Genomic DNA, 20,672 nt, shown 5'->3' on the forward strand with positions numbered 1-20,672 from the left:
TGAAAGCACATGAAAGTAGCTGTTGTTGGCGCCACAGGTATGGTTGGCGAAGTGATGTTAAAAGTATTAGAGGAACGAAATTTTCCTATTACAGAGTTAATCCCTGTAGCTTCAGAGCGTTCTGTTGGTAAAACCATTACGTATAAAGGAACCGATTATAAGGTAGTTGGGTTAGAAACGGCTGTTTCTATGCGCCCAGATATTGCTTTATTTTCGGCAGGAGGTGGCACCTCATTAGAATGGGCGCCCAAATTTGCAGAAGTTGGAACAACCGTAGTCGATAATTCTTCGGCATGGCGAATGGATCCTACCAAAAAATTGGTGGTTCCAGAAATAAATGCAAACGTATTGACCAAAGCCGATAAAATTATTGCTAATCCAAACTGCTCAACCATTCAAATGGTAATGGCTTTGGCTCCGCTTCATAATGCCTATAAAATGAAACGTGTTGTAGTTTCTACCTATCAATCGGTTTCAGGAACAGGTGTTAAAGCTGTAAGACAATTGGAAAACGAAATTGCTGGTATTGAAGGCGAAATGGCCTACCCTTACCCAATTGGTAGAAATGCCCTTCCTCATTGCGATGTATTTGAGGAGAATGGTTATACAAAAGAAGAAATGAAGTTGGCTAAAGAGCCTCAAAAAATAATGGACGACAACACCTTTTCTGTATCGGCTACTGCAGTTAGAATACCAACTGCTGGCGGACACAGCGAATCGGTTAACGTGGAGTTTGAAAATGATTTCAACCTAGCGGACGTCCGTAAGTTGTTAAGTGAAACCCCAGGTGTCGTGGTTCAGGATAACACAGACACCAACACGTACCCTATGCCTATTTATGCGCACGATAAAGACGAAGTGTTTGTGGGTAGAATTAGACGCGATGAAACACAACCCAATACGTTAAATATGTGGATTGTTGCAGATAATTTACGTAAAGGTGCTGCGACAAACACCATTCAAATTGCAGAGTACTTAGTTGAAAATAATTTAGTGTAGTATAAGCTTTTTTACGGCTTATTTAAAAACTCCTAGTGTTTGCTAGGAGTTTTTTTGTGAAATCATTATTCTAATTATAGAAAAATTGCTCTTGAATATAAAAAAGGCTAAAAAGGTATAGTTTTTGTGATATAAATACCACAACCAAAAATGTCTTTAAATGAAACCGACCTCTACTAATTTGTTTTCAGCATTAATCCTTTTTGTTTTTATTTTCTTACCACACCCCTTAATTTCAAACAACTCCTCACCCCTAGAGAAGAAAACAGGCTCTAAAGAGAAAATATATATTCATTTTGATAAATCTTTTTATAGTTCGGGTGAAAACATATGGTATAAAGTCTATCTGGTCGATGCTATAAATCATAAACCTAACACTTTAAGCTCTGTTGTTTATATTGATTTAATTGATCCAAACAATACTATAATCGATAGCAAAACTATTAAGATCAATAACGGTTCGGGAAATGGTGACTTTAATTTACCTTTCAATTTATTAAAAGGTGAGTACACCGTAAGAGCTTATACTAATTTTATGAGGAACTTTGATTCGGCTTGCTTTTTTAGAAAAACAATCCCCATCAATTATATCGCTCGCAAAGAAATTGCTAACACAAAAAATGACTTGAGCCTTAGTTTTTTCCCTGAAGGTGGAAATCTAGTAAATGGGTTTGTAAATAGCATAGGGTTTAAAGCAATAAACGAAGAAGGCAAGGGCGTAAATGTTTCAGGTTCAATTTTAGATGAAACAGGCAAAACTATACGAACTTTTAAATCTTCAAAGTTTGGACTAGGAATGTTTCAATTTGTTCCTCGAAAAGGGAAACACTATAAGGCGACTATTTTATATAAAGACCAGAATTTAACTTATAAATTACCCTCAATTACAGATCAGGGTATTTTAATGCGAGTATTCGATTCCAATGATTCTTTTAGGGTAATTATTTATTCCTCTTTACCCAATAATGAGAATAACCTAAAATTAATTGGTCTTCAAAAAGGAGAAATTGTTTGCCAAACTGAATTTAATGGAAACAAATCTGAAGTGGCTATTAAAGTTCCAAAATCAAATTTAAAACTGGGTATTATAGAGTTTAGACTTTTAGACAAAAATGATACTGTTTTAAGTAAAGAATTAGCCTTTTCAGGTTCAAATAGCTTAATGCTAAATGCTACTATTGAAACCTCTAAACATATTTACAAGATGAACGAGGTGGTTGAAGTTGATATTAACTTGACCGAGTTAATACAAAAAAACGAAACAGTTAACATGTCCATTTCAGTCACTGAAATACCTCCATTAAAAACAGCTACTTACGCTTCAGGCATAAAATCATATCTGTTTTTGAACTCTGAAGTAAAAGAAGACATTGAACAATCTGGTTACTACTTTAATTCAAACGATTTGCAAAAGAAAAATGAGTTAACCCTATTATTAAGATCTCTAAATGTAAATCATGATCTATTCAAAGATATCCCCAAGAACACTCCCCTAGAATTTTCACCTGAATCCAACTTTAGTTTAAAAGGAACAATTAAAGAAAAAAACAATGAAAAGCCAGTAAAAGCAAACGTAACGATTTTTTATAAAAACAATAAAGAACTTGGATATGACAAAACGATAACCGATAGCTTAGGACGCTTTCTTTTCAAGGATCTTTATTTTGATGAAAGAACTCATGTCTCTATAAAAGCAAACCCCTTAAAAGCCAGATATGACAATAGAACTCTTACTATTGCATTAGACACCTTTATTCCTCCCTTGATAAACTCAAAACTTGCTGATAATCATCTGGACAAAACTAATACACTTTTGCCCCCTAAAGTAAGATATCATAGAAATATTGATTTTGCTCCCCAAGAAGGTGAGATTAAATTAGATGAAGTAAAACTCAATGCCACTAAAAAGGCCTTAGATAGATATAATGAAAAAAGAAAATTAGCATTATATAGAGAACCTTCACATTCCTTAGATTTCAAAAATATACGCTTAGCGCCTCCAATGAATCCTTTATTAGCTTTGCAAGGTAAATTTGCAGGAGTAACGGTGTATGGAGAAACAATAAATATTAGGGGGTCTGTATATTTATACGAGGGTGGAGGCGAACCATTATTTTTAATTGATGGCATTACTGTTAGTAAAGAAGATTTTATAACCACCCCAATCTCAGATATTGATTTCATAGACATTCTTAAAGGCTCTCGAGCAGCTATATATGGAATGAGGGCGGGCAATGGTGTTGTGGCTCTTTACACCTTAACTGGTAGAGAAAAAATTGAAGAACAAAATAATTTAGGTGTTATTAAGTTTTATCACTCTGGGTTTTATAAGACAAAAGTATTTGATCAAACAAAAAATAATTCATCAGTACTTTATTGGAACCCTGATATAAAATTACATCAATCTAATAAGGCAAAAATATCATTTAACACGGTTAACAAATCTGCAACCTATAAGATTCTATTAGAAGGTATTACATCCAATGGAATTCCTTTTAAATCTGAAGTATATTTCGATGTTAAATAATCTAATTTTAATCCTGATAAATAAAGTACATAGCCTCCTCTGAGGTTGCTTTCTTTAATATCACCTGGCTTATATACTCGCAAACCTGTTGTTGTCCGTCGAAATTTATTAAATCTATAGTATCCTCTGGCGTATGGTACTGTGGGTGTCCACCGGTATGCATCCCTAAAACCGAAATGTTCTTTTTATAAAACGACACATGGTCTGATCCGCCAACACCTCCTGCATGAACAATAGGCGTTAAACCAATAGACTTGCCTAATTTTTTCATAAAATCAACACCGTCTGGAAAGGTTCCTGCCCCACCCATATACACATGCTTCTCGGCATTCATCCGGCCTACCATGTCCATATTGATCATCAACTTAATTTTAGATAAACGGACCGGTGCATGGTTTACAAAATATTTACTCCCTAACAGGCCTTGCTCTTCGGCTCCAAAAGCTACAAAAATAACACTTCGTTTGAGCTTATCTTTTTGTGATACGATGTATTCTGCTATTTCCAATAGAGCCGATGTCCCACTGGCATTATCATCGGCACCATGATAAACCACGCCGCGTTTATCCGATTTTGATGATGGACCACCTAAGCCCAAATGGTCATAATGGGCGCCCAATACAATAAATTCCTTTTTTAACACGGGATCTTTCCCTTCTACAAAACCAATAACATTCCAGGTCTTAGCCTCCTTTTCAGACACCCCTTCGTCTACCCTTAATGACGCCATGAATTTTTGTTTATACCCTTTTTTAAAATCCTTAAGCCCCAAAGCTTTAAATTCATTTTTAATATACCGTACCACCTGCCTGTTAGCCCTCCCCCCTGGAGCACGTCCCACATTATCCGGCGAAGTTAAAAAAGCAATATGGGCTTTGAGTTCTTCAACAGTAACTTCAGATTGGGAAAATAGGTTAAGACACAGCACGTGTGCCAATACCACTAACAACATTTTTTTTGCCATTTTCAATAGATATCAATTCTTCCCAAAGATATAGAATATGTCCTTTTAATTTTACTTTAAGTTTTTATTATAAATTCTTCAAAATCATTTGTGTATTTTTGAAGCTATTTTAAACCAGTTTTTCAAAACTTTTTTGTTTGAACAAAAAGAAACTAGATGAAAAAATTAATCATGGGTCTTTTGGTGTTAGGCACCTTAGTGTCTTGCAAAAAGGACCAAACAGAAAAAACAGCAATGGTTGTGAGCTACCCTGAAACTAAACCGGTAGATACCGTAGACACCTATTTTGGGATTGATGTAAAAGACCCTTACCGTTGGTTAGAGGACGATAGAAGTGCAGAAACAGAAGCTTGGGTTAAAACTCAAAACAAAGTAACGCATAGCTATTTAGAAACCATTCCATTTCGGAAAGAATTAAAGGAACGCCTATCGAGTTTATGGAATTACGAAAAAGTAGGAGCCCCTTTTACCGAAGGTGACTACACCTACTTCTCTAAAAATGATGGCTTACAAAACCAAAGTGTTTATTATAGAAAAAAAGGAGAAGAGGGTGAAATGGAGCTATTTTTAGACCCCAATACATTTTCTGAAGATGGCACCACATCGCTTGGTGGCATGAGCTTTTCAAAAAACGGAAAAATACTGGCTTATTCCATATCTGAAGGCGGGAGCGATTGGCGAAAAATTTTGGTCATGGATGTGGAAACCAAAACACTCGTTGAAGATACACTTGTTGATGTGAAATTTACACAACTATCATGGTATAAAAACGAAGGGTTTTACTATTCCAGTTACGACAAGCCCAAAGGCAGTGAGCTATCGGCAAAAACAGACCAGCATAAAGTGTACTACCACAAACTAGGCACACCACAAAGCCAAGACCAATTAATTTTTGGTGGCACCCCAGAAGAAAAACACCGTTATATCTATGCAACAGTTACCGAAGATGATAAATACCTCGTTATTACGCCACGTATTTCTACCTCTGGAAATAAACTGTTCATAAAGGATCTCTCCGTTCCCAACAGTAAATTTGTTACTATTTTAAATCATACCGATAGTGACACTTATTTATTGGACAATCAAGGCAACACTTTGTTTTTAGTGACCAATTTAAATGCCCCCAATAAAAGAATAGTTACTGTAGACGCTTCAAACCCTACCCCCGAAAATTGGGTAGATCTAATACCAGAAACCGATAATGTACTAACACCTTCAATAGGGGGTGGTTATATTTTTGCCCATTATATGGTCGATGCCATTTCACAGGTTAAACAATACAACTATAATGGCACATTGGTAAGGGATATTGAACTTCCAGGGCTTGGAACTGCTAGTGGTTTTGGTGGTAAAAAAGATGAAAAAACAGATTACTTCTACTTTACCAACTATAAAACGCCTGCTAGTATTTTCCAATTAGATGTTGAAACTGGAGCAATAGCACTCTATTGGAAACCCTCTATCGCCTTTAACAGTGATGATTACGAGAGCAAACAGGTATTTTACACCTCTAAGGACGGCACCAAAGTCCCTATGATGATTACCCATAAAAAAGGACTGGAGCTAAACGGAAAAAACCCAACTATACTTTATGGTTATGGCGGATTTAACATTAGCCTTACCCCGTCATTTAGTATTGGTAATGCCGTATGGATGGAACAAGGTGGTATTTACGCCGTACCTAACCTACGCGGTGGTGGCGAATATGGTAAAGCTTGGCACATTGCCGGAACAAAAATGCAAAAACAAAATGTATTTGATGATTTTATTGCTGCTGGAGAATATCTAATCGCCAATAACTATACCTCATCAGAGTATTTGGCCTTAAGAGGTGGGTCTAATGGCGGTTTACTGGTTGGCGCTGTTATGACCCAACGCCCGGATTTAGCTAAAGTAGCCTTGCCTGCTGTAGGCGTACTGGATATGTTGCGCTATCACACCTTTACTGCAGGAGCGGGATGGGCGTATGACTATGGTACGGCAGAAGACAGTAAAGATATGTTTGAATACCTTAAAGGCTATTCGCCCGTGCATAATGTAAAAGAAGGTGTGCAATATCCCGCAACCCTGGTTACCACTGGCGATCATGACGACAGGGTGGTTCCTGCCCATAGCTTTAAATTTGCTGCCGAATTACAAAGTAAGCAATCGGGAAATAACCCTACCTTAATTCGTATTGAAACCGATGCAGGCCATGGTGCCGGAACCCCAGTAAGTAAAACCATAGAGCAGTATGCCGATATTTTTGGCTTCACTCTATACAATATGGGCTTTAGGGTGTTACCAAGTAAAACAGAACATTTTAAAGGTTAGTATAGTTATAGCGCCTACTAAAGAATGAACTTATTAAACAAAAAATATGAATCAGCTATCTATTAAGCTCTTTTTACGATTAGCAATTTCTTTCGGATTTCTATCTGCTGTAGCAGACAGATTCGGGATTTGGGGCAAAGAAGTATCTGCCTGGGGAAATTGGGACAGTTTCTTAAACTATACGCAATTAATAAATCCGTGGATTCCAGATGCCTTAATCCCTACAGTTGGCATTATAGCAACAGCTGCCGAAATTGTTTTTGCTGTTTTCTTGTTAATTGGGTTTAAAACGGAACTGTTCGCAAAAATGAGCGGATTTCTATTACTTATATTTGCTTTAGCAATGACCTTTTCAACCGGCATAAAAGGAGCATTCGATTATTCTGTTTTTACCGCTTCAGCCGCAGCCTTTGCTTTAAGTCTTATGAAAGGAAACAAACAGCTTTAATGTGCTGAATGTGAATTGTACATAACCTATGCTAACTGTAACCAATCTTTCTTTCTCCTATAAAAAAGCAGATGTTTTAAAGGACATTTCGTTTCAATTAAAACCAGGTGAAAACCTTGCCGTTATTGGTGAAAGTGGTTCTGGAAAAAGCACCTTGCTTAAATTATTATATGGTGAATACGACCTAGACACAGGCCAAATTACTTGGAAAGATCATGAAATTCTAGGTCCAAAATTCAATCTGGTTACAGGGCCAGGTTTTATGAAATACGTTGCCCAGGAATTCGATTTAATGCCCTACACATCGGTTTCTGAAAACATAGGCACCTTCCTTTCTAATTTTTATCCTGAAGCAAAGCAACAGCGTATCACAGAATTACTGGAAGTGGTTGAGCTTACCGAATTGGCCCATACCAAGGTAAAACTGTTGAGTGGCGGACAAAAACAACGTGTGGCGCTAGCCAGGGCCCTAGCAAAACAGCCCGAAATATTATTGTTGGACGAACCCTTTAGCCATATCGATAATTTTAAAAAACAATCCCTTCGCCGAAGCCTGTTCCGGTATTTAAAAGAGAAAAACATTACCTGTATTGTGGCAACACACGATAAAGACGATGTGATCTCCTATGCCAATACCATGATTGTATTACATGAGGCTAAAATAGTGGCCAACGATACTCCAGAGGCTCTGTACACTAAACCCAACAATAAATTGATTGCCTCTTTTTTTGGAGAGTATAACGATATTGATGGTGAATTGGTTTATGCCAACCAACTTAAAGTTGTAGAAAGGTCAAACTTAAAAGCCACTGTTAAACAATCGTACTACAACGGGAAGCATTATTTAATTGAAGCCGAATTAAACGGAAAAACAATTTTTTTTGAATACAGCAATAAAATTAAACCTCAAACAGAACTACATCTTTCTATTGAAAGGAAACACGCTACACTATAGTTGTGATTCGTAGCTGTTGCTCCCTAAAAACAACGACATCACCAACCGTCTTCCCGAGTAGTGATTGCCCAATAGGTGACAGGGGAGAAATAGCATAAAACATGGTATCATCAACCTTAACTTCTCCAACACTAATGGCTATAAAATAATTGGCCTTATTGGTATAAACTACACTCCCCAATCCAATAATATTGCCTGTCTTTTCAATATCTATTTTAGCTAAAACGGCATTGGTCTTTTGAACTTCAGCGAGTTGTTGCCCTACTTTTTCCCGTTCCAACTGTAGCATGGCACGCCCTGTTTCATGCTTGTCCCCTGCTGTACTTTTAGTTTCTGAATTCAAGGCTTGTTGCAACTCGGCTATGGTAGTCTTAATCGTGTTTAACTTAGCATCAACAAACGCTTGGCATTTACTAAAAAGCTCCTGTTTAATAGACATGGTTTTATTCTTCATCATTGTAACTTAAATGACCGTAATTCACTATTTGTTTTATAATCCAGGTTTTTCTGCTTTGTATATAACTTGAAGGCGGGCTGGCTTTATACTTTCTAGGATTGGGTAAAATAGCAGCTATTGCCGTGGCTTCATGCTGTGTTAACCTAGACGCTGGTTTCTTAAACCAATATTGAGACGCCGCTTCAATACCGTAAACACCATTACCCATTTCAATACTATTAAGGTAGACTTCCATAATACGCCTTTTGGACCAGCATAATTCTATTAAAGCCGTAAAATAGGTTTCCAATCCTTTTCGTAACCAACTACGCTGTGGCCATAAAAATACATTTTTGGCGGTTTGCTGACTTATGGTACTGGCCCCTCTAATGCGTTTTCCTGCTTTATTTTCATCTATTGCTTTCTCAATTGCTTTAATATCGAAACCATGATGGTTTACAAAGTTTTGGTCTTCGCTGCAAATTACAGCTAATTGTATGTGTTTAGACATGTTTTCAAGTGCAACCCAATCATGTTTCCATAGTGTTTGGGTTTCTTGCTTTTCAAAATAACGAATGGCCATAAGTGGCGTTATGGGTACTGGCACCCATTTATACAATAGCACCCAGAACACAGAAAGGATGACAAACCATATAACACCTTTAAACAAAAATCTAAACAGTCTTCTAAACATATTAATCTACTAAATCGGCCAATTCCTTTCCTGCCAAACTACCAATGGCTACACCCATCCCGCCAAGCCGCACACCACAGTACACATTGTTGCTTAATTGTTTTACAATTGTTTTTTTCTGTGCTCCAACTCCCATAATACCGCTCCAACGGTGCTCAATTTCAAAAGGTATTTCTGGTAGAACAGTGATTTTTAAAAGTTTTTCCAATTCATTTTGAATACGATCGGTTTGTTTCAATTCGGTGGTTTCTTCACCTTTAAAATCCAAGTGCCGTCCGCCTCCAAACAAAATCCTATCATCAATATTTCTAAAGTAATAGTATCCTCTATCTAAATGAAACGTGCCTTTAATATGAAGGTTTTTTATAGGTCTGGTTATTAAGACTTGGGCTCTAGCTGGTTTAACCCCTTTAATGTTCAAGGCCGAAGCAAAACCATTTGTGGCTATTAATAATTTTGAAGATGAAAACTCAAATGCATCGGTCTTAATCTTCACAGCATTAATATTTTCTAAAAAACTGGTTACCAACACATTATTCAAAACCTTAATCCCCTTGGATTGTGCCTTTCGCAATAAAGCCTCCATCATGCTTCCGGTATCGAGCTGCCCTTCAAAAGCATTAAAAATATATTGATAATTAATATTTTCAAAATGAAATACATTGGATTTTAAACTGAATACATCTTTCTTAAAAATGGGCTTCAGCAATGTATTAACCTCATCTTTTCTTGACATGCAGGTGTCGAACAACGCTCTATCTGTCTTGGAAAACAGTTCATAACCACCAAACTCCTGATAATTGATAGCTTTATCGCCTAAATTTTGTCGCAATAGCCCTAAGCCTTCAATACGCTTATTAACCAGCTCCAACACCTCTTGTTCGGTATGGGTTTTCAAGTCCTCTAAAATCTCACTTAAACTACCAAAACAAGCAAACCCAGCATTTTTAGTACTTGCTCCTTGAGGCAACATCCCTTTTTCCAATACAAGAATATTAGCCTTGGGAAACCTTTCTTTTAATGACAAAGCACAATTTAACCCCACAATACCACTACCTACAATGGTAAAATGGACGTTAGTTAGCCATGATTTAATTTCCCAATACGATAGATTCAAAATGCATATTTTAGCTAGAAGTAAAAGTAGTAAATTCCTTTGTTAAAGCTACCCTATCGAGTTGGACGGTGTGAAAGAAAACCCTTTTATTGATAACAATATTGGCGTATAAGAGAGTGTTCGATAAGCGCTGTGTATCACCTCAGACACCATATAAGAAAACCTCAAAAAAAAACTCCGAAAAAAAATTCCGGAGTTTAAATTGTATTCTTAGTCTTCCTCTTCTTTTTGCATAACGAAGTCTTCCATAAACTTGGTGGTATAATTTCCCGCCAAATAATCTGGATGTTCCATTAACTGCCTATGGAAAGGTATGGTCGTTTTTATTCCTTCTATAACAAACTCATCTAAAGCTCTCTTCATCTTACTTATGGCTTCTTCACGTGTTTGGGCCGTTGTGATTAGCTTGGCTATCATGGAATCGTAATTAGGCGGAATAGTATAGCCTGCATAAACATGGGTATCCAAACGTACACCGTGTCCTCCTGGCGCATGCAAGGTTGTTATCTTACCTGGCGAAGGCCTAAACCCATTATATGGGTCTTCGGCATTGATTCTACATTCTATAGAATGCAAATTAGGCGTATAGTTTTTACCAGAAATTGGCACGCCAGCAGCTACTAATATTTGTTCTCGAATTAAATCGAAATCTATAACTTGTTCTGTAATGGGATGCTCTACTTGAATACGGGTGTTCATTTCCATAAAGTAGAAATTTCTGTGCTTGTCCACTAAGAACTCTACTGTTCCTGCACCCTCATATTTAATGTACTCTGCCGCTCTTACAGCTGCTTCTCCCATTTTTTTACGTAGTGCGGAAGTCATAAATGGTGATGGTACCTCTTCGGTTAACTTCTGATGACGACGTTGAACGGAACAATCCCGCTCAGATAGATGACATGCTTTTCCTCGGGAATCTCCAACAATTTGAATTTCTATATGGCGTGGCTCTTCAATAAGCTTTTCCATATACATGTCGTCGTTGCCAAACGCCGCTTTACTTTCTTGTCGCGCAGAATCCCAGGCAGCCTTAAGGTCTTCTTCTTTCCAAACACCTCGCATACCTTTTCCCCCACCTCCGGCACTGGCCTTTAACATAACGGGGTATCCTGTTTCCTTGGCTATTTTTTTACAAGTTTCAAAATCTTCAATCACACCATCACTACCAGGCACACAAGGTACGCCTGCAGCCTTCATAGTAGCCTTTGCATTGGCTTTGTCTCCCATACGGTCGATCATTTCGGCTGAAGCTCCAATGAATTTTATCCCGTGATCTTCACAGATTTTTGAAAATTTGGCATTTTCAGATAAAAACCCGTAACCAGGGTGAATGGCATCTGCATTGGTAATTTCGGCAGCAGAAATGATATTGGACATCTTTAAGTAGGATTCACTACTTGGAGCAGGCCCTACACAAACTGCTTCGTCTGCGAATTTCACGTGTAAACTTTCTGCGTCGGCAGTAGAATAAACCGCTACGGTTTTAATGCCCATTTCTTTACAGGTTCTAATAACACGCAATGCTATTTCACCTCTATTGGCAATTAGTATTTTTTTAAACATATCTTTTGAGTTTAAGAGCTTTTGGTTTAGTCGTTTAAAATTTTAGCTATAGGAGCTTTAAACTTTAAACTTTAAACTTCTAAACTTAAAATTATGATGGATCTACTAAAAATAATGGTTGATCGAACTCAACAGGAGACGCATCATCTACCAATATCTTAACTACTTTTCCTGAAACTTCAGACTCTATTTCATTGAATAGTTTCATAGCTTCAATAATACATAGTACATCACCCTCTGCGATAGTTTGACCTACCTCAACAAATAATGGCTTGTCTGGTGAAGGTTTTCTGTAGAACGTTCCTATGATAGGTGATTTTATCGTGATGTATTTGGAGTCGTCTGATGCTGGTGCAGGAGCTGCGGCAGGTGCAGCTGGTTCGGCTGCAGCTGGTGCTTGTGCAGGAACGGCTACTTGTGGCACTTGCTGAACCGGTGCCGTTGGCATTTGGTGTACTATAGTAGTTTCTGATTCGGCTCCTGTTTTAATGGTGATCTTAATATCATCCATTTCTAATTTAACCTCACTTGCTCCAGATTTTGCAACGAACTTAATTAAGTTTTGAATCTCTTTAATATCCATAATATGAATTGGTAATTGGTTATCTGTTAATTAATTATATGCCCATTTTAAATAAATGGCTCCCCAGTTAAATCCGCCACCAAAGGCAGCAAAAATTAAATTATCGCCTTTTTTAAGTTGCGATTCATAATCGTTTAATAATAACGGTAATGTTGCCGATGTAGTATTGCCATACTTATGTATGTTGACCATTACTTTTTCCTCTTCTAAATCTATACGTTGCGCAGTAGCATCGATAATACGTTTGTTGGCTTGGTGGGGTACCAACCAATCTACATCTTCTTTAGTAAGGTTGTTACGCTCTAAAACTTTTACGGTAGCATCGGCCATATTGAAAACCGCATTTTTAAAAACGGTTCTTCCCTCTTGGAATGCATATTGTCCGCCTTCATCTATAGCTTCATGCGTTATAGGGTGTACAGAACCGCCATAGGTTGCCTGTAAAAACTCGCGTCCTGTACCGTCACTTCTTAAATATTCGTCCTGTAATCCTAAGTTTTCTTCATTAGGCTCAAATAAAACAGCTCCGGCACCATCTCCAAAAATGATACAGGTAGCCCTGTCTCTATAGTTAATAATAGAAGACATTTTATCGGCTCCTATTAACAACACATTTTTGTACCTGCCCGACTCTATATAGCTGGCCGCAACAGACATACCATATAAAAAACTAGAACATGCTGCATCCATATCAAATGTAAAAGCATTTGTCGCACCAATTTGAGAAGCTGTATAAGCTGCTGTTGAGGCTGCTTTCATATCTGGAGTTGCAGTAGCAACAATAACAAGTTCTATGGTTTTAGGATCTATTCCTTTTTTATCGATAAGGTCTTGGGCTGCTTTTATAGCCAGGTAAGATGTTCCTTTGCCTTCTTCTTTTAAAATTCGACGCTCTTTGATTCCAGTACGGGTGGTAATCCATTCGTCATTAGTATCAACCATGGTTTCAAGAATTTGATTGGTTAATACATAGTCTGGCACATAAGCACCAACAGCTGTAATTGCCGCAGAGATTTTACTCATAATTTTAGAGTTAATTTGACCAAAAAATTATAAAAATTGGACAAAAACATTTAAAATTTGTGAAAACTACTAAATTTTGGTTTAATAATACACAAAATTAAGTGTTTTTGTTAGTAGTTGAATACACTTCATAAAAAAAACGCTCAACAGGTGAGCGTTTTATTATATGTGCGCATAATACTTATGCTAAATTCTCTACTTCTTCAGAGTTATCTATTAATACTTGACCTCTGTAGTATAATTTTCCTTCATGCCAATGTGCTCTGTGGTACAAGTGCGCTTCACCAGTTGTAGGACATGTAGCAATCTGTGGCGCAGTTGCCTTATAATGGGTTCTTCTTTTATCTCTTCTTGTTTTCGAGATTTTTCTTTTAGGATGTGCCATTTTATGATTTATTTATCCGTTAATAATTTCTTTAATGTGTTCCATCGAGGATCTATATCCTCTTCTGTTTGCTTTTCTTTATTAAGCTTTGGGCTTAATTCCTCTAATTTTTTAAGTATGTCTGAACTTAAAGTGCCATCTTCTACTCCAGGGTGTATCCTCTTAATAGGCACTGCCAATACAATTAGTTCGTAAATGTATTGCTGAATATTAATTTCGTGTTCTCCATGGGGTATGATAAGGATATCTATATACTCATCATTAAATTCATCTCCAAACTTAACCACTAAATCAAACACATTGTTAATGGTTTGGTTATAAGGCTCATTAGTGAGATCACAATTAATATTAACTTCACCCGAAACTTCGAAATGTAATTCAAGTAATGTTGTCTTCTTATTTAAGGTAACATTAACCTGAACATTAGCATCATTGAAGTCTTCATACTCAAAATACTCAAAGAACTCTTGCTCAATCTTATACTCAAAAAGATGCGCTCCAACTTTTAACCCAACAAATGGTATTGTATACGCTTTCAAAGGCTTCATTATCACATCTATTTTGAGCCTGCAAATATATAAATTTTTATTTATGCCACCTTACTTATAAACATTTTTTTGTTTATATCTTTTTCGGCGCTTTTTTTAACGGATTTGAGTTAAGATCCTCATAGTCACGTCTATTTCTATAAATTTTAATTGCTGTAAATACTGCTTCTTTAAAAGACCCAGCATCGGCAACTCCTTTCCCTGCTATTTCATAAGCAGTGCCATGATCTGGTGAGGTCCGAATTCGGTTTAGCCCACCCGTAAAATTCACCCCTTGGCCAAAGGACAAGGTTTTAAATGGTATTAGGCCTTGATCGTGGTAGGCAGCAATAATAGCATCGAAATTTTTGTAATTATCCGACCCAAAAAAGCTATCGGCCGCATAAGGCCCAAAGACTAACTTACCCGATTCTTTAATCTTTGTAAGCGTAGGTCGCATTATCGCATCGTCTTCATTGCCGATAACACCATTATCTCCTGTATGCGGGTTAATGCCTAGAACAGCAACTTTGGGCATATTAATCCTAAAGTCTTTTTTTAGTGAATCGTAAATAATATCTATCTTTTTTTCAATGAGCTCTGGAGTAATATGGTGGGCCACATCTTTAACCGGCACATGATCGGTTAACAAGCCAATCCTTAAGCCATTAGAAACCATAAACATTAGGCTTTCCCCTTTTAATTGTTGTGCCAAATAATCGGTGTGACCTGGAAAATTAAAGGTTTCAGATTGGATGTTATGTTTGTTTATAGGCGCGGTAACTAAAACATCGATGTTTTCGTCCTTAAGTGCTTTTGTGGCTACAGCAAGCGACTTTACGGCATAACTCCCAATTTTAACATCCTCTTGACCAAAATTAATGTTTACGGGTTCTTTCCAACAATTGAACACATTAACCTTTCCGTGCTTTATTTGATCAAAACTATTAATGTTATTAAAATGTATTTCCGAATCGAAATGTGTCTTTAAAAATCCCATCACTTTAGCTGAGGCAAAAATGACTGGCGTGCAAAATTCTAAGGTTCTCTCGTCTTCAAAAGCTTTTAAGACAATTTCGCCTCCTATACCATTTAAATCGCCAATAGATATTCCTACTATAATGTTTTCTTCGTTCTCCATTAAAATGATTGCGTTTTAGTTTTTTGATTTTTGTCCATTGAACTATTACAACGCCCTTTAGATCACTAATTTGTTTCTATATTGGTATTAACCGTTGCGTACAAATGCCCTTTATGGCTTTCAATAGAAAAAATTCATGTACTTTTGATGAAGCAAATTTAACCAAATAAACAGATAATATTATGTTTACCGGAATTATTGAAGCTATTGGAACGGTTACAGCATTGGATAATGAAAAAGGGAACCTTCATATTTCGATTGAAAGCAGCATAACACCTGAGCTAAAGATAGATCAAAGTGTTTCACATAACGGGGTATGTTTAACCGTTGTGGCTATTAACGATAACACTTATACGGTTACCGCCATTAATGAAACCCTTGAAAAGACAAACCTAAAACATTTAAAAATAGGCGATAAGGTTAATTTGGAACGCGCCATGAAACTAGGGGATCGCCTCGATGGCCATATTGTGCAGGGCCATGTGGACCAAACGGCTAAATGCACTAATATTGCATCGGCCAATGGCAGCTGGATATTTACCTTTAACTACGATGCCAAACTTAATAACATTACCATTGAAAAAGGCTCCATAACAATAAACGGTGTAAGTTTAACCGTTGTAAATTCCAAAGCCGACACTTTTAGTGTAGCCATTATACCCTACACTTTTGAGCATACCAATTTTAACTCCTTTAAAGTGGATGCTGTAGTTAATTTAGAATTTGATGTTTTAGGAAAATATGTATCGAAGCTTGTGTCTTTGAATAAAAACTAAAAAACTTTACTTTTTTTTAGACAATAAAATCCTTATACCGTAAAAAAGGCCACAAGCCAAAACCACCAAAGCATTAATGCCAACTGGAAACCCTGGTTGGTTTGTAGGCGGAGGCGGAGGCGGAACATCCTTTTGCGCCATACATACCATTCCTATTGACAAAAATAAGATTAAGGTTAGTATTTTATTGTTTAGTATCATGGGGGACCCTAAGGTATAAAAATCGCATTTAGTAAAACATTATGGCTAAACAATAAAAAACATCGGTGAAAAACAAATTTTATCGATAAACTACACAAATTTATAACTACAAACCAGTAAAAAATAATCCCTCGTTTTTTAAAGTAAGCCCAACAAAGATATGTAATTAAATGCTAAATCTATGAAATTAAGTACCATGTAGGGATTAAACATGTTTTACTTTGCCCATTAAATTTGACCTAAACAAAAGTACTACCAGAAATTTAGGAAAAGCACGTTTTGTTAAAAAATTCACTACTTATCATCCTGATATACTTGTACCTGAAATTAGCTCTGCTGTTGAATATAAATATATAAGAAAAGGAGCTGGCATTGAAACTTATCTTGACCAAATTAAAACTGATGCCGACAACTATGAAGGAGACCCTGAATATAAGTTCTTTTATGCAGTGATATATTTTGAAGATAAGTCAGTAATAAATCCAGCAGGATTCAAACAAGCTGTAATAGAGAAGAAATTTCCTGAAAATTGGACTTTAATACCATTATAAAAACGGTGTAGAACAATGGTAACCGTTGCACAAATCCATAATTTTAAAAACGAGTTAATCACTCCCCTTCAACCTATTAATTTCCTAATCAAATTCCCTATTATACTACAACAATAGAAATTTTTTGTTGTATTTATTGCTATCTCCCTCTAACTATTAGTTACTTTATAACTTATTATCTTTCATAAAAGGAAAAAACTTTTTCTTACGCTGAATTAACTCAATAGGAAAAACTTCTTCTACCTTATCAAATACAAGACATGAAATATTAATTGTTTGATCTTGCTTTGTGTATATTCTTGTAAAATGATATTTTCCAAAATATTGCCAATCTATTCTTTTATCATAACTTGGAGGTGTTAACCAAAGTTCTATTTCCTTTACATCATTTAAAGTAAACTGTAATGAGGTATTATCATTGACATATGTAAAAAATCTTTACTTTCTTCAAAGATCACATTTTTAGAATGCTTCCTATGATTGAAATAAAGAAGAACTAGTGGAAGTCCAAAAATAAGAAACCATGGTACCAGACCTCCTAAAACATAAATGTACCAATCTATTTCACTAATCTTTCTATAATATTTATATACAATTAGAGTAACTATAGTTAAACTTAAAGTTTGTAATAAAATTTTATAGAAATAGTTCCATCGTGAAGATTGATTAACCTTATAAACTTTAACCATGCGAGTACCTAATGCTAGTTACAATATTCTTGAACAAATTTAAGAATTATCTTATTAGGGAAGCTAACCACTTCCCTTTCAATCCTTAAAATCTGATAACTAGTCAAGTTATTTTTTTATAATCTTCTTAGTAACACTACCTTTATCAGAAACTATATTTAAGAAATACATGCCCTTTGGAAAACACTTTAAATCCACCTTATTCGTTATCTCTTTGTTTTGAAACAATAGTTTTCCAGAAATTGAATAAACCTCTACTTTTTCAATAATTGTTCCATTTTTGGAGGATAAGTAGATTATATCATTTGTTGGGTTTGGATATATCCTAAAAGAATCTATTAATTCCTTACCGCCTATTCCAAGTGAATTATCTACAATCTCAGTACTAACTATATTTGTAATAATTGGTTCATTGTAATCAAAATAAATATTTGCTTTTCCTGTTATAATATCTCCAACATCAACATTATTTTGAGGCTTTATTTTGAAAGCAACAAAACCATGTGAATTTGGTTCATCATGTTGCTCTGCTGGCAATTGAATATTATCAAAATTAAAATCCACTACATTACCATTGGAGATGGTTGTATAATAATCATGACTAGATGAAATTGGCAAAAAAGTATCCCAATCCAATTTATCCTCTAACACATCTCTTACTCTCACATTAATGGCACTTGCTGTTCCAGTATTTTGAAACCGTATTATATAATGAAGATATTCTCCAATTTCATCTATAGTAATTTCATTGCCTTGAACAACTTGTTTATCATTTGGATCAAATGAATTTACTACTAATTGATTAAGTTCAAATTCATTATTGTTTAAATTTGAATCTAAACCAGTCAAACTAATCGTTGCCTTTAAAAGTAAAATATCATCTGAATTTACAACAGGAGGAGCATTTGTTTTTAATATTACATCAATATATCTACTCTCAAAAGGCTGTAATTTACTGTAATTATAGGTCAAACTACTTGATGTCATTAAATCTGGAGTCTGTGTCCCTTCTACATATGCTTGTTGGATATCATCAAACTGGACTACAAGATTTCCATTCTCTATTTCTGTTCCCAAATTTTGATAATAAATCCTATATTTAGATTCAAAACCTGGTCGTGCTTGCTCAGCTGGAATTAAATCAACAGAAACATCATTTATGATTTCATTATTAGAAACACAAAAATTTACAGTTCTTGTTTCTGTAAGACCATTAAAAATGACTTCCTCACTTACTGGAGAAACTATAAAACGTGGGTCATTTAATATTGGGCTGACAAAGAATGTTCCTTCTTGAACCAATGCTTTAGAAAGTCCACTGACACCAGTAAATGATATAATTTCGCCTGCGCCTTTGGTTATCTTTATTTTTATACTATTAGCTAGAACAGAAGACGATTGACAACCATTCCCTTGGGCATCAAATGATATGACGCTAAATAAAGTATTAAAATTTATATCAAATATTCTGACTTGACCCTGAGCATCCAGACCATTGGAATCATTTTTAATTGCTCCACCTATAAGTGTATTGCCATCAGCAGACAAAACGGCAGAAAACCCAAATTCTTCCCAAGCATTTTCTCCCAAGATATTAGAACCTAATTGTACCCAACTTTTACTTAATGAATCATAGTTATATAATTCAATCAAACCATATTTATCATTAAGACCCACACTATACAAAGGATCCCCAATAGCAATACGGGTTCCATTAGCAGATAATGAGACTGAATTACCATACTTGTGATTATATGAGCTCACATTTAAGCTAAATATTTTATTAGTCTGCCACTCTGTTCCAATAAAATCAAGTATCCTAACATGCCCTGCATTTGAATCAAGATTACGTGGTGCTCCATAGACAATACGGGTTCCATTATCTGACATACTCACAGATGTCCCGACTCTATCTCCTTGAGAGTTCCATTGAATATCATTCCCCATTTGAACCCAGTTAATATCAACAAATTGAAATGCTCTAGCCTTACCAATTCCTAATCCAGTGCCTGGGGCTCCAACTAATAAACGATTACCATCACCAGATAATGAAACAGAATAACCAAAAAATTCCACTGTGTTTGAACCCGTTGGTTCACCATTTATATCTTGACCTAATTGTATCCAATCACTACCATCATACTCATAAACCCTGACCTGACCGTTTCCAGTTTCACTGTTAGATGGCTTACCTAGAACAATACGTTTTCCGTTATTAGACAATGATACAGCTATTGGACCATAATCATTGGGTTTTCTTATAAAATCCTCCCCTAATTGCACCCAATTAGACCCATCGTACTCAAAAACTTGAACATGAGATGTGCTACGAGCCGCTCCTACAGCCAAAATTTTTCCATCAGCAGATAGTGATACGCAATTTCCAAAATAACCACCTTGGGTACTTCCATAAATATCGTTCCCCAATTGGATCCAGTTTCCATCAATCTTATTGAATACTCTTACCTTACCAGAGTCTGTACCATTACTATCATTTCTTTCTACCCCTACAGCAATAATAGAACCATCGTCTGAAATTGCTGTAGCACTTCCTAATAACTCCAATGATGCTTCTCCATTAATAGCATCTCCTATTTGGACTTGGGAATTTATACCAAAGCTATATATAAGAAAAATTACTAATAAAATTCTTGTTGTTATTCTCATAATTTTTAAAGTTAACAGCTTGTATAAGTTTCCAGAATTTATTGTTAAACCAAATGTAGGAAAAAGAATCGTATAATTTAGATGAGGCTTTTACCTTACAACTAAAATATATG

The 20,672-nt window shown here is 35.8% G+C and carries 19 protein-coding genes; 8 read left to right on the forward strand and 11 right to left on the reverse strand.

The genetic code is table 11. From position 1 onward, the window contains the following. Positions 1-9: 9 nt before the first annotated feature. Positions 10-999 carry an aspartate-semialdehyde dehydrogenase gene (locus tag MR062_RS06120; protein ID WP_242203210.1) on the forward strand — a complete coding sequence of 330 codons (990 nt, stop codon included), beginning with the start codon at positions 10-12 and terminating at the stop codon, positions 997-999. A gap of 160 nt (positions 1,000-1,159) precedes the next feature. After that, positions 1,160-3,526, forward strand: a complete 2,367-nt coding sequence (locus MR062_RS06125; RefSeq protein ID WP_242203211.1) for a TonB-dependent receptor plug domain-containing protein — start codon at positions 1,160-1,162, stop codon at positions 3,524-3,526. A gap of 7 nt (positions 3,527-3,533) precedes the next feature. Here the strand turns inward: MR062_RS06125 and MR062_RS06130 are convergent, their stop codons facing one another. Further along, positions 3,534-4,490, reverse strand: coding sequence for a M28 family metallopeptidase (locus MR062_RS06130; RefSeq protein WP_242203212.1), 957 nt, complete (start codon positions 4,488-4,490; stop codon positions 3,534-3,536). A gap of 156 nt (positions 4,491-4,646) precedes the next feature. Here MR062_RS06130 and MR062_RS06135 point away from each other — a divergent pair, with 156 nt between their 5' ends. The 3 genes from MR062_RS06135 to MR062_RS06145 are packed head-to-tail and all read left to right on the forward strand — an operon-like array spanning position 4,647 to position 8,206. Further along, complete coding sequence (locus MR062_RS06135; RefSeq protein WP_242203213.1) at positions 4,647-6,803, forward strand: prolyl oligopeptidase family serine peptidase; 2,157 nt, start codon at positions 4,647-4,649, stop codon at positions 6,801-6,803. Between the two features lie 46 nt (positions 6,804-6,849). Beyond that, entirely contained in the window at positions 6,850-7,251 is a 402-nt protein-coding gene (locus MR062_RS06140) for a DoxX family protein (protein ID WP_242203214.1), read from the forward strand. A 28-nt stretch (positions 7,252-7,279) separates the two neighbouring features. Next, complete coding sequence (locus MR062_RS06145) at positions 7,280-8,206, forward strand: ABC transporter ATP-binding protein (RefSeq protein WP_242203215.1); 927 nt, start codon at positions 7,280-7,282, stop codon at positions 8,204-8,206. On the opposite strand, the gene MR062_RS06150 is transcribed toward MR062_RS06145, so the two are convergent. From MR062_RS06150 to pdxA, 9 genes are all read right to left on the reverse strand, one after another. Further along, complete coding sequence (locus MR062_RS06150) at positions 8,196-8,663, reverse strand: GreA/GreB family elongation factor (RefSeq protein WP_242203216.1); 468 nt, start codon at positions 8,661-8,663, stop codon at positions 8,196-8,198. The genes MR062_RS06145 and MR062_RS06150 overlap by 11 nt on opposite strands. Next, positions 8,650-9,336, reverse strand: a complete 687-nt coding sequence (mtgA, locus tag MR062_RS06155) for a monofunctional biosynthetic peptidoglycan transglycosylase (RefSeq protein ID WP_242203217.1) — start codon at positions 9,334-9,336, stop codon at positions 8,650-8,652. Before mtgA ends, MR062_RS06150 begins: the two co-directional genes overlap by 14 nt. 1 nt (position 9,337) lies before the next feature. Continuing rightward, positions 9,338-10,453 carry an NAD(P)/FAD-dependent oxidoreductase gene (locus MR062_RS06160; RefSeq protein ID WP_242203218.1) on the reverse strand — a complete coding sequence of 372 codons (1,116 nt, stop codon included), beginning with the start codon at positions 10,451-10,453 and terminating at the stop codon, positions 9,338-9,340. Positions 10,454-10,663: 210 nt separating this feature from the next. Next, entirely contained in the window at positions 10,664-12,016 is a 1,353-nt protein-coding gene (gene accC, locus MR062_RS06165) for an acetyl-CoA carboxylase biotin carboxylase subunit (protein ID WP_242203219.1), read from the reverse strand. Between the two features lie 91 nt (positions 12,017-12,107). After that, positions 12,108-12,599 carry an acetyl-CoA carboxylase biotin carboxyl carrier protein gene (gene accB / locus MR062_RS06170; protein WP_242203220.1) on the reverse strand — a complete coding sequence of 164 codons (492 nt, stop codon included), beginning with the start codon at positions 12,597-12,599 and terminating at the stop codon, positions 12,108-12,110. 30 nt (positions 12,600-12,629) lie between these two features. Beyond that, positions 12,630-13,622, reverse strand: coding sequence for a beta-ketoacyl-ACP synthase III (locus MR062_RS06175; RefSeq protein ID WP_242203221.1), 993 nt, complete (start codon positions 13,620-13,622; stop codon positions 12,630-12,632). 181 nt (positions 13,623-13,803) lie between these two features. Then, positions 13,804-14,007 carry a 50S ribosomal protein L32 gene (gene rpmF, locus MR062_RS06180; protein WP_103050696.1) on the reverse strand — a complete coding sequence of 68 codons (204 nt, stop codon included), beginning with the start codon at positions 14,005-14,007 and terminating at the stop codon, positions 13,804-13,806. 8 nt (positions 14,008-14,015) lie between these two features. After that, positions 14,016-14,555 (reverse strand): YceD family protein, encoded by a 540-nt coding sequence (locus tag MR062_RS06185; protein ID WP_242203222.1) that lies wholly within the window; start codon positions 14,553-14,555, stop codon positions 14,016-14,018. Positions 14,556-14,628: 73 nt separating this feature from the next. Further along, positions 14,629-15,675: a 4-hydroxythreonine-4-phosphate dehydrogenase PdxA gene (gene pdxA / locus MR062_RS06190; RefSeq protein WP_242203223.1), complete on the reverse strand. Its 1,047-nt coding sequence runs from the start codon at positions 15,673-15,675 to the stop codon at positions 14,629-14,631. A 182-nt stretch (positions 15,676-15,857) separates the two neighbouring features. On the opposite strand from pdxA, the gene MR062_RS06195 reads away from it, so the two are divergent. The 3 genes from MR062_RS06195 (at position 15,858) to MR062_RS06205 (ending at position 17,203) form a co-directional block, all read left to right on the forward strand. Next, on the forward strand, positions 15,858-16,451 hold the full coding sequence (locus MR062_RS06195) for a riboflavin synthase (protein WP_242203224.1): 594 nt from the start codon (positions 15,858-15,860) through the stop codon (positions 16,449-16,451). A gap of 76 nt (positions 16,452-16,527) precedes the next feature. Then, positions 16,528-16,671, forward strand: coding sequence for a hypothetical protein (locus MR062_RS06200; RefSeq protein ID WP_242203225.1), 144 nt, complete (start codon positions 16,528-16,530; stop codon positions 16,669-16,671). 202 nt (positions 16,672-16,873) lie between these two features. Then, on the forward strand, positions 16,874-17,203 hold the full coding sequence (locus MR062_RS06205; RefSeq protein WP_242203226.1) for a PD-(D/E)XK nuclease domain-containing protein: 330 nt from the start codon (positions 16,874-16,876) through the stop codon (positions 17,201-17,203). A 797-nt stretch (positions 17,204-18,000) separates the two neighbouring features. On the opposite strand, the gene MR062_RS06210 is transcribed toward MR062_RS06205, so the two are convergent. Beyond that, positions 18,001-20,559 (reverse strand): DUF7619 domain-containing protein, encoded by a 2,559-nt coding sequence (locus MR062_RS06210; protein WP_242203227.1) that lies wholly within the window; start codon positions 20,557-20,559, stop codon positions 18,001-18,003. Positions 20,560-20,672: the final 113 nt, after the last annotated feature.

Source organism: Aestuariivivens insulae (assembly GCF_022662195.1).
Lineage (GTDB): Bacteria > Bacteroidota > Bacteroidia > Flavobacteriales > Flavobacteriaceae > Aestuariivivens > Aestuariivivens insulae.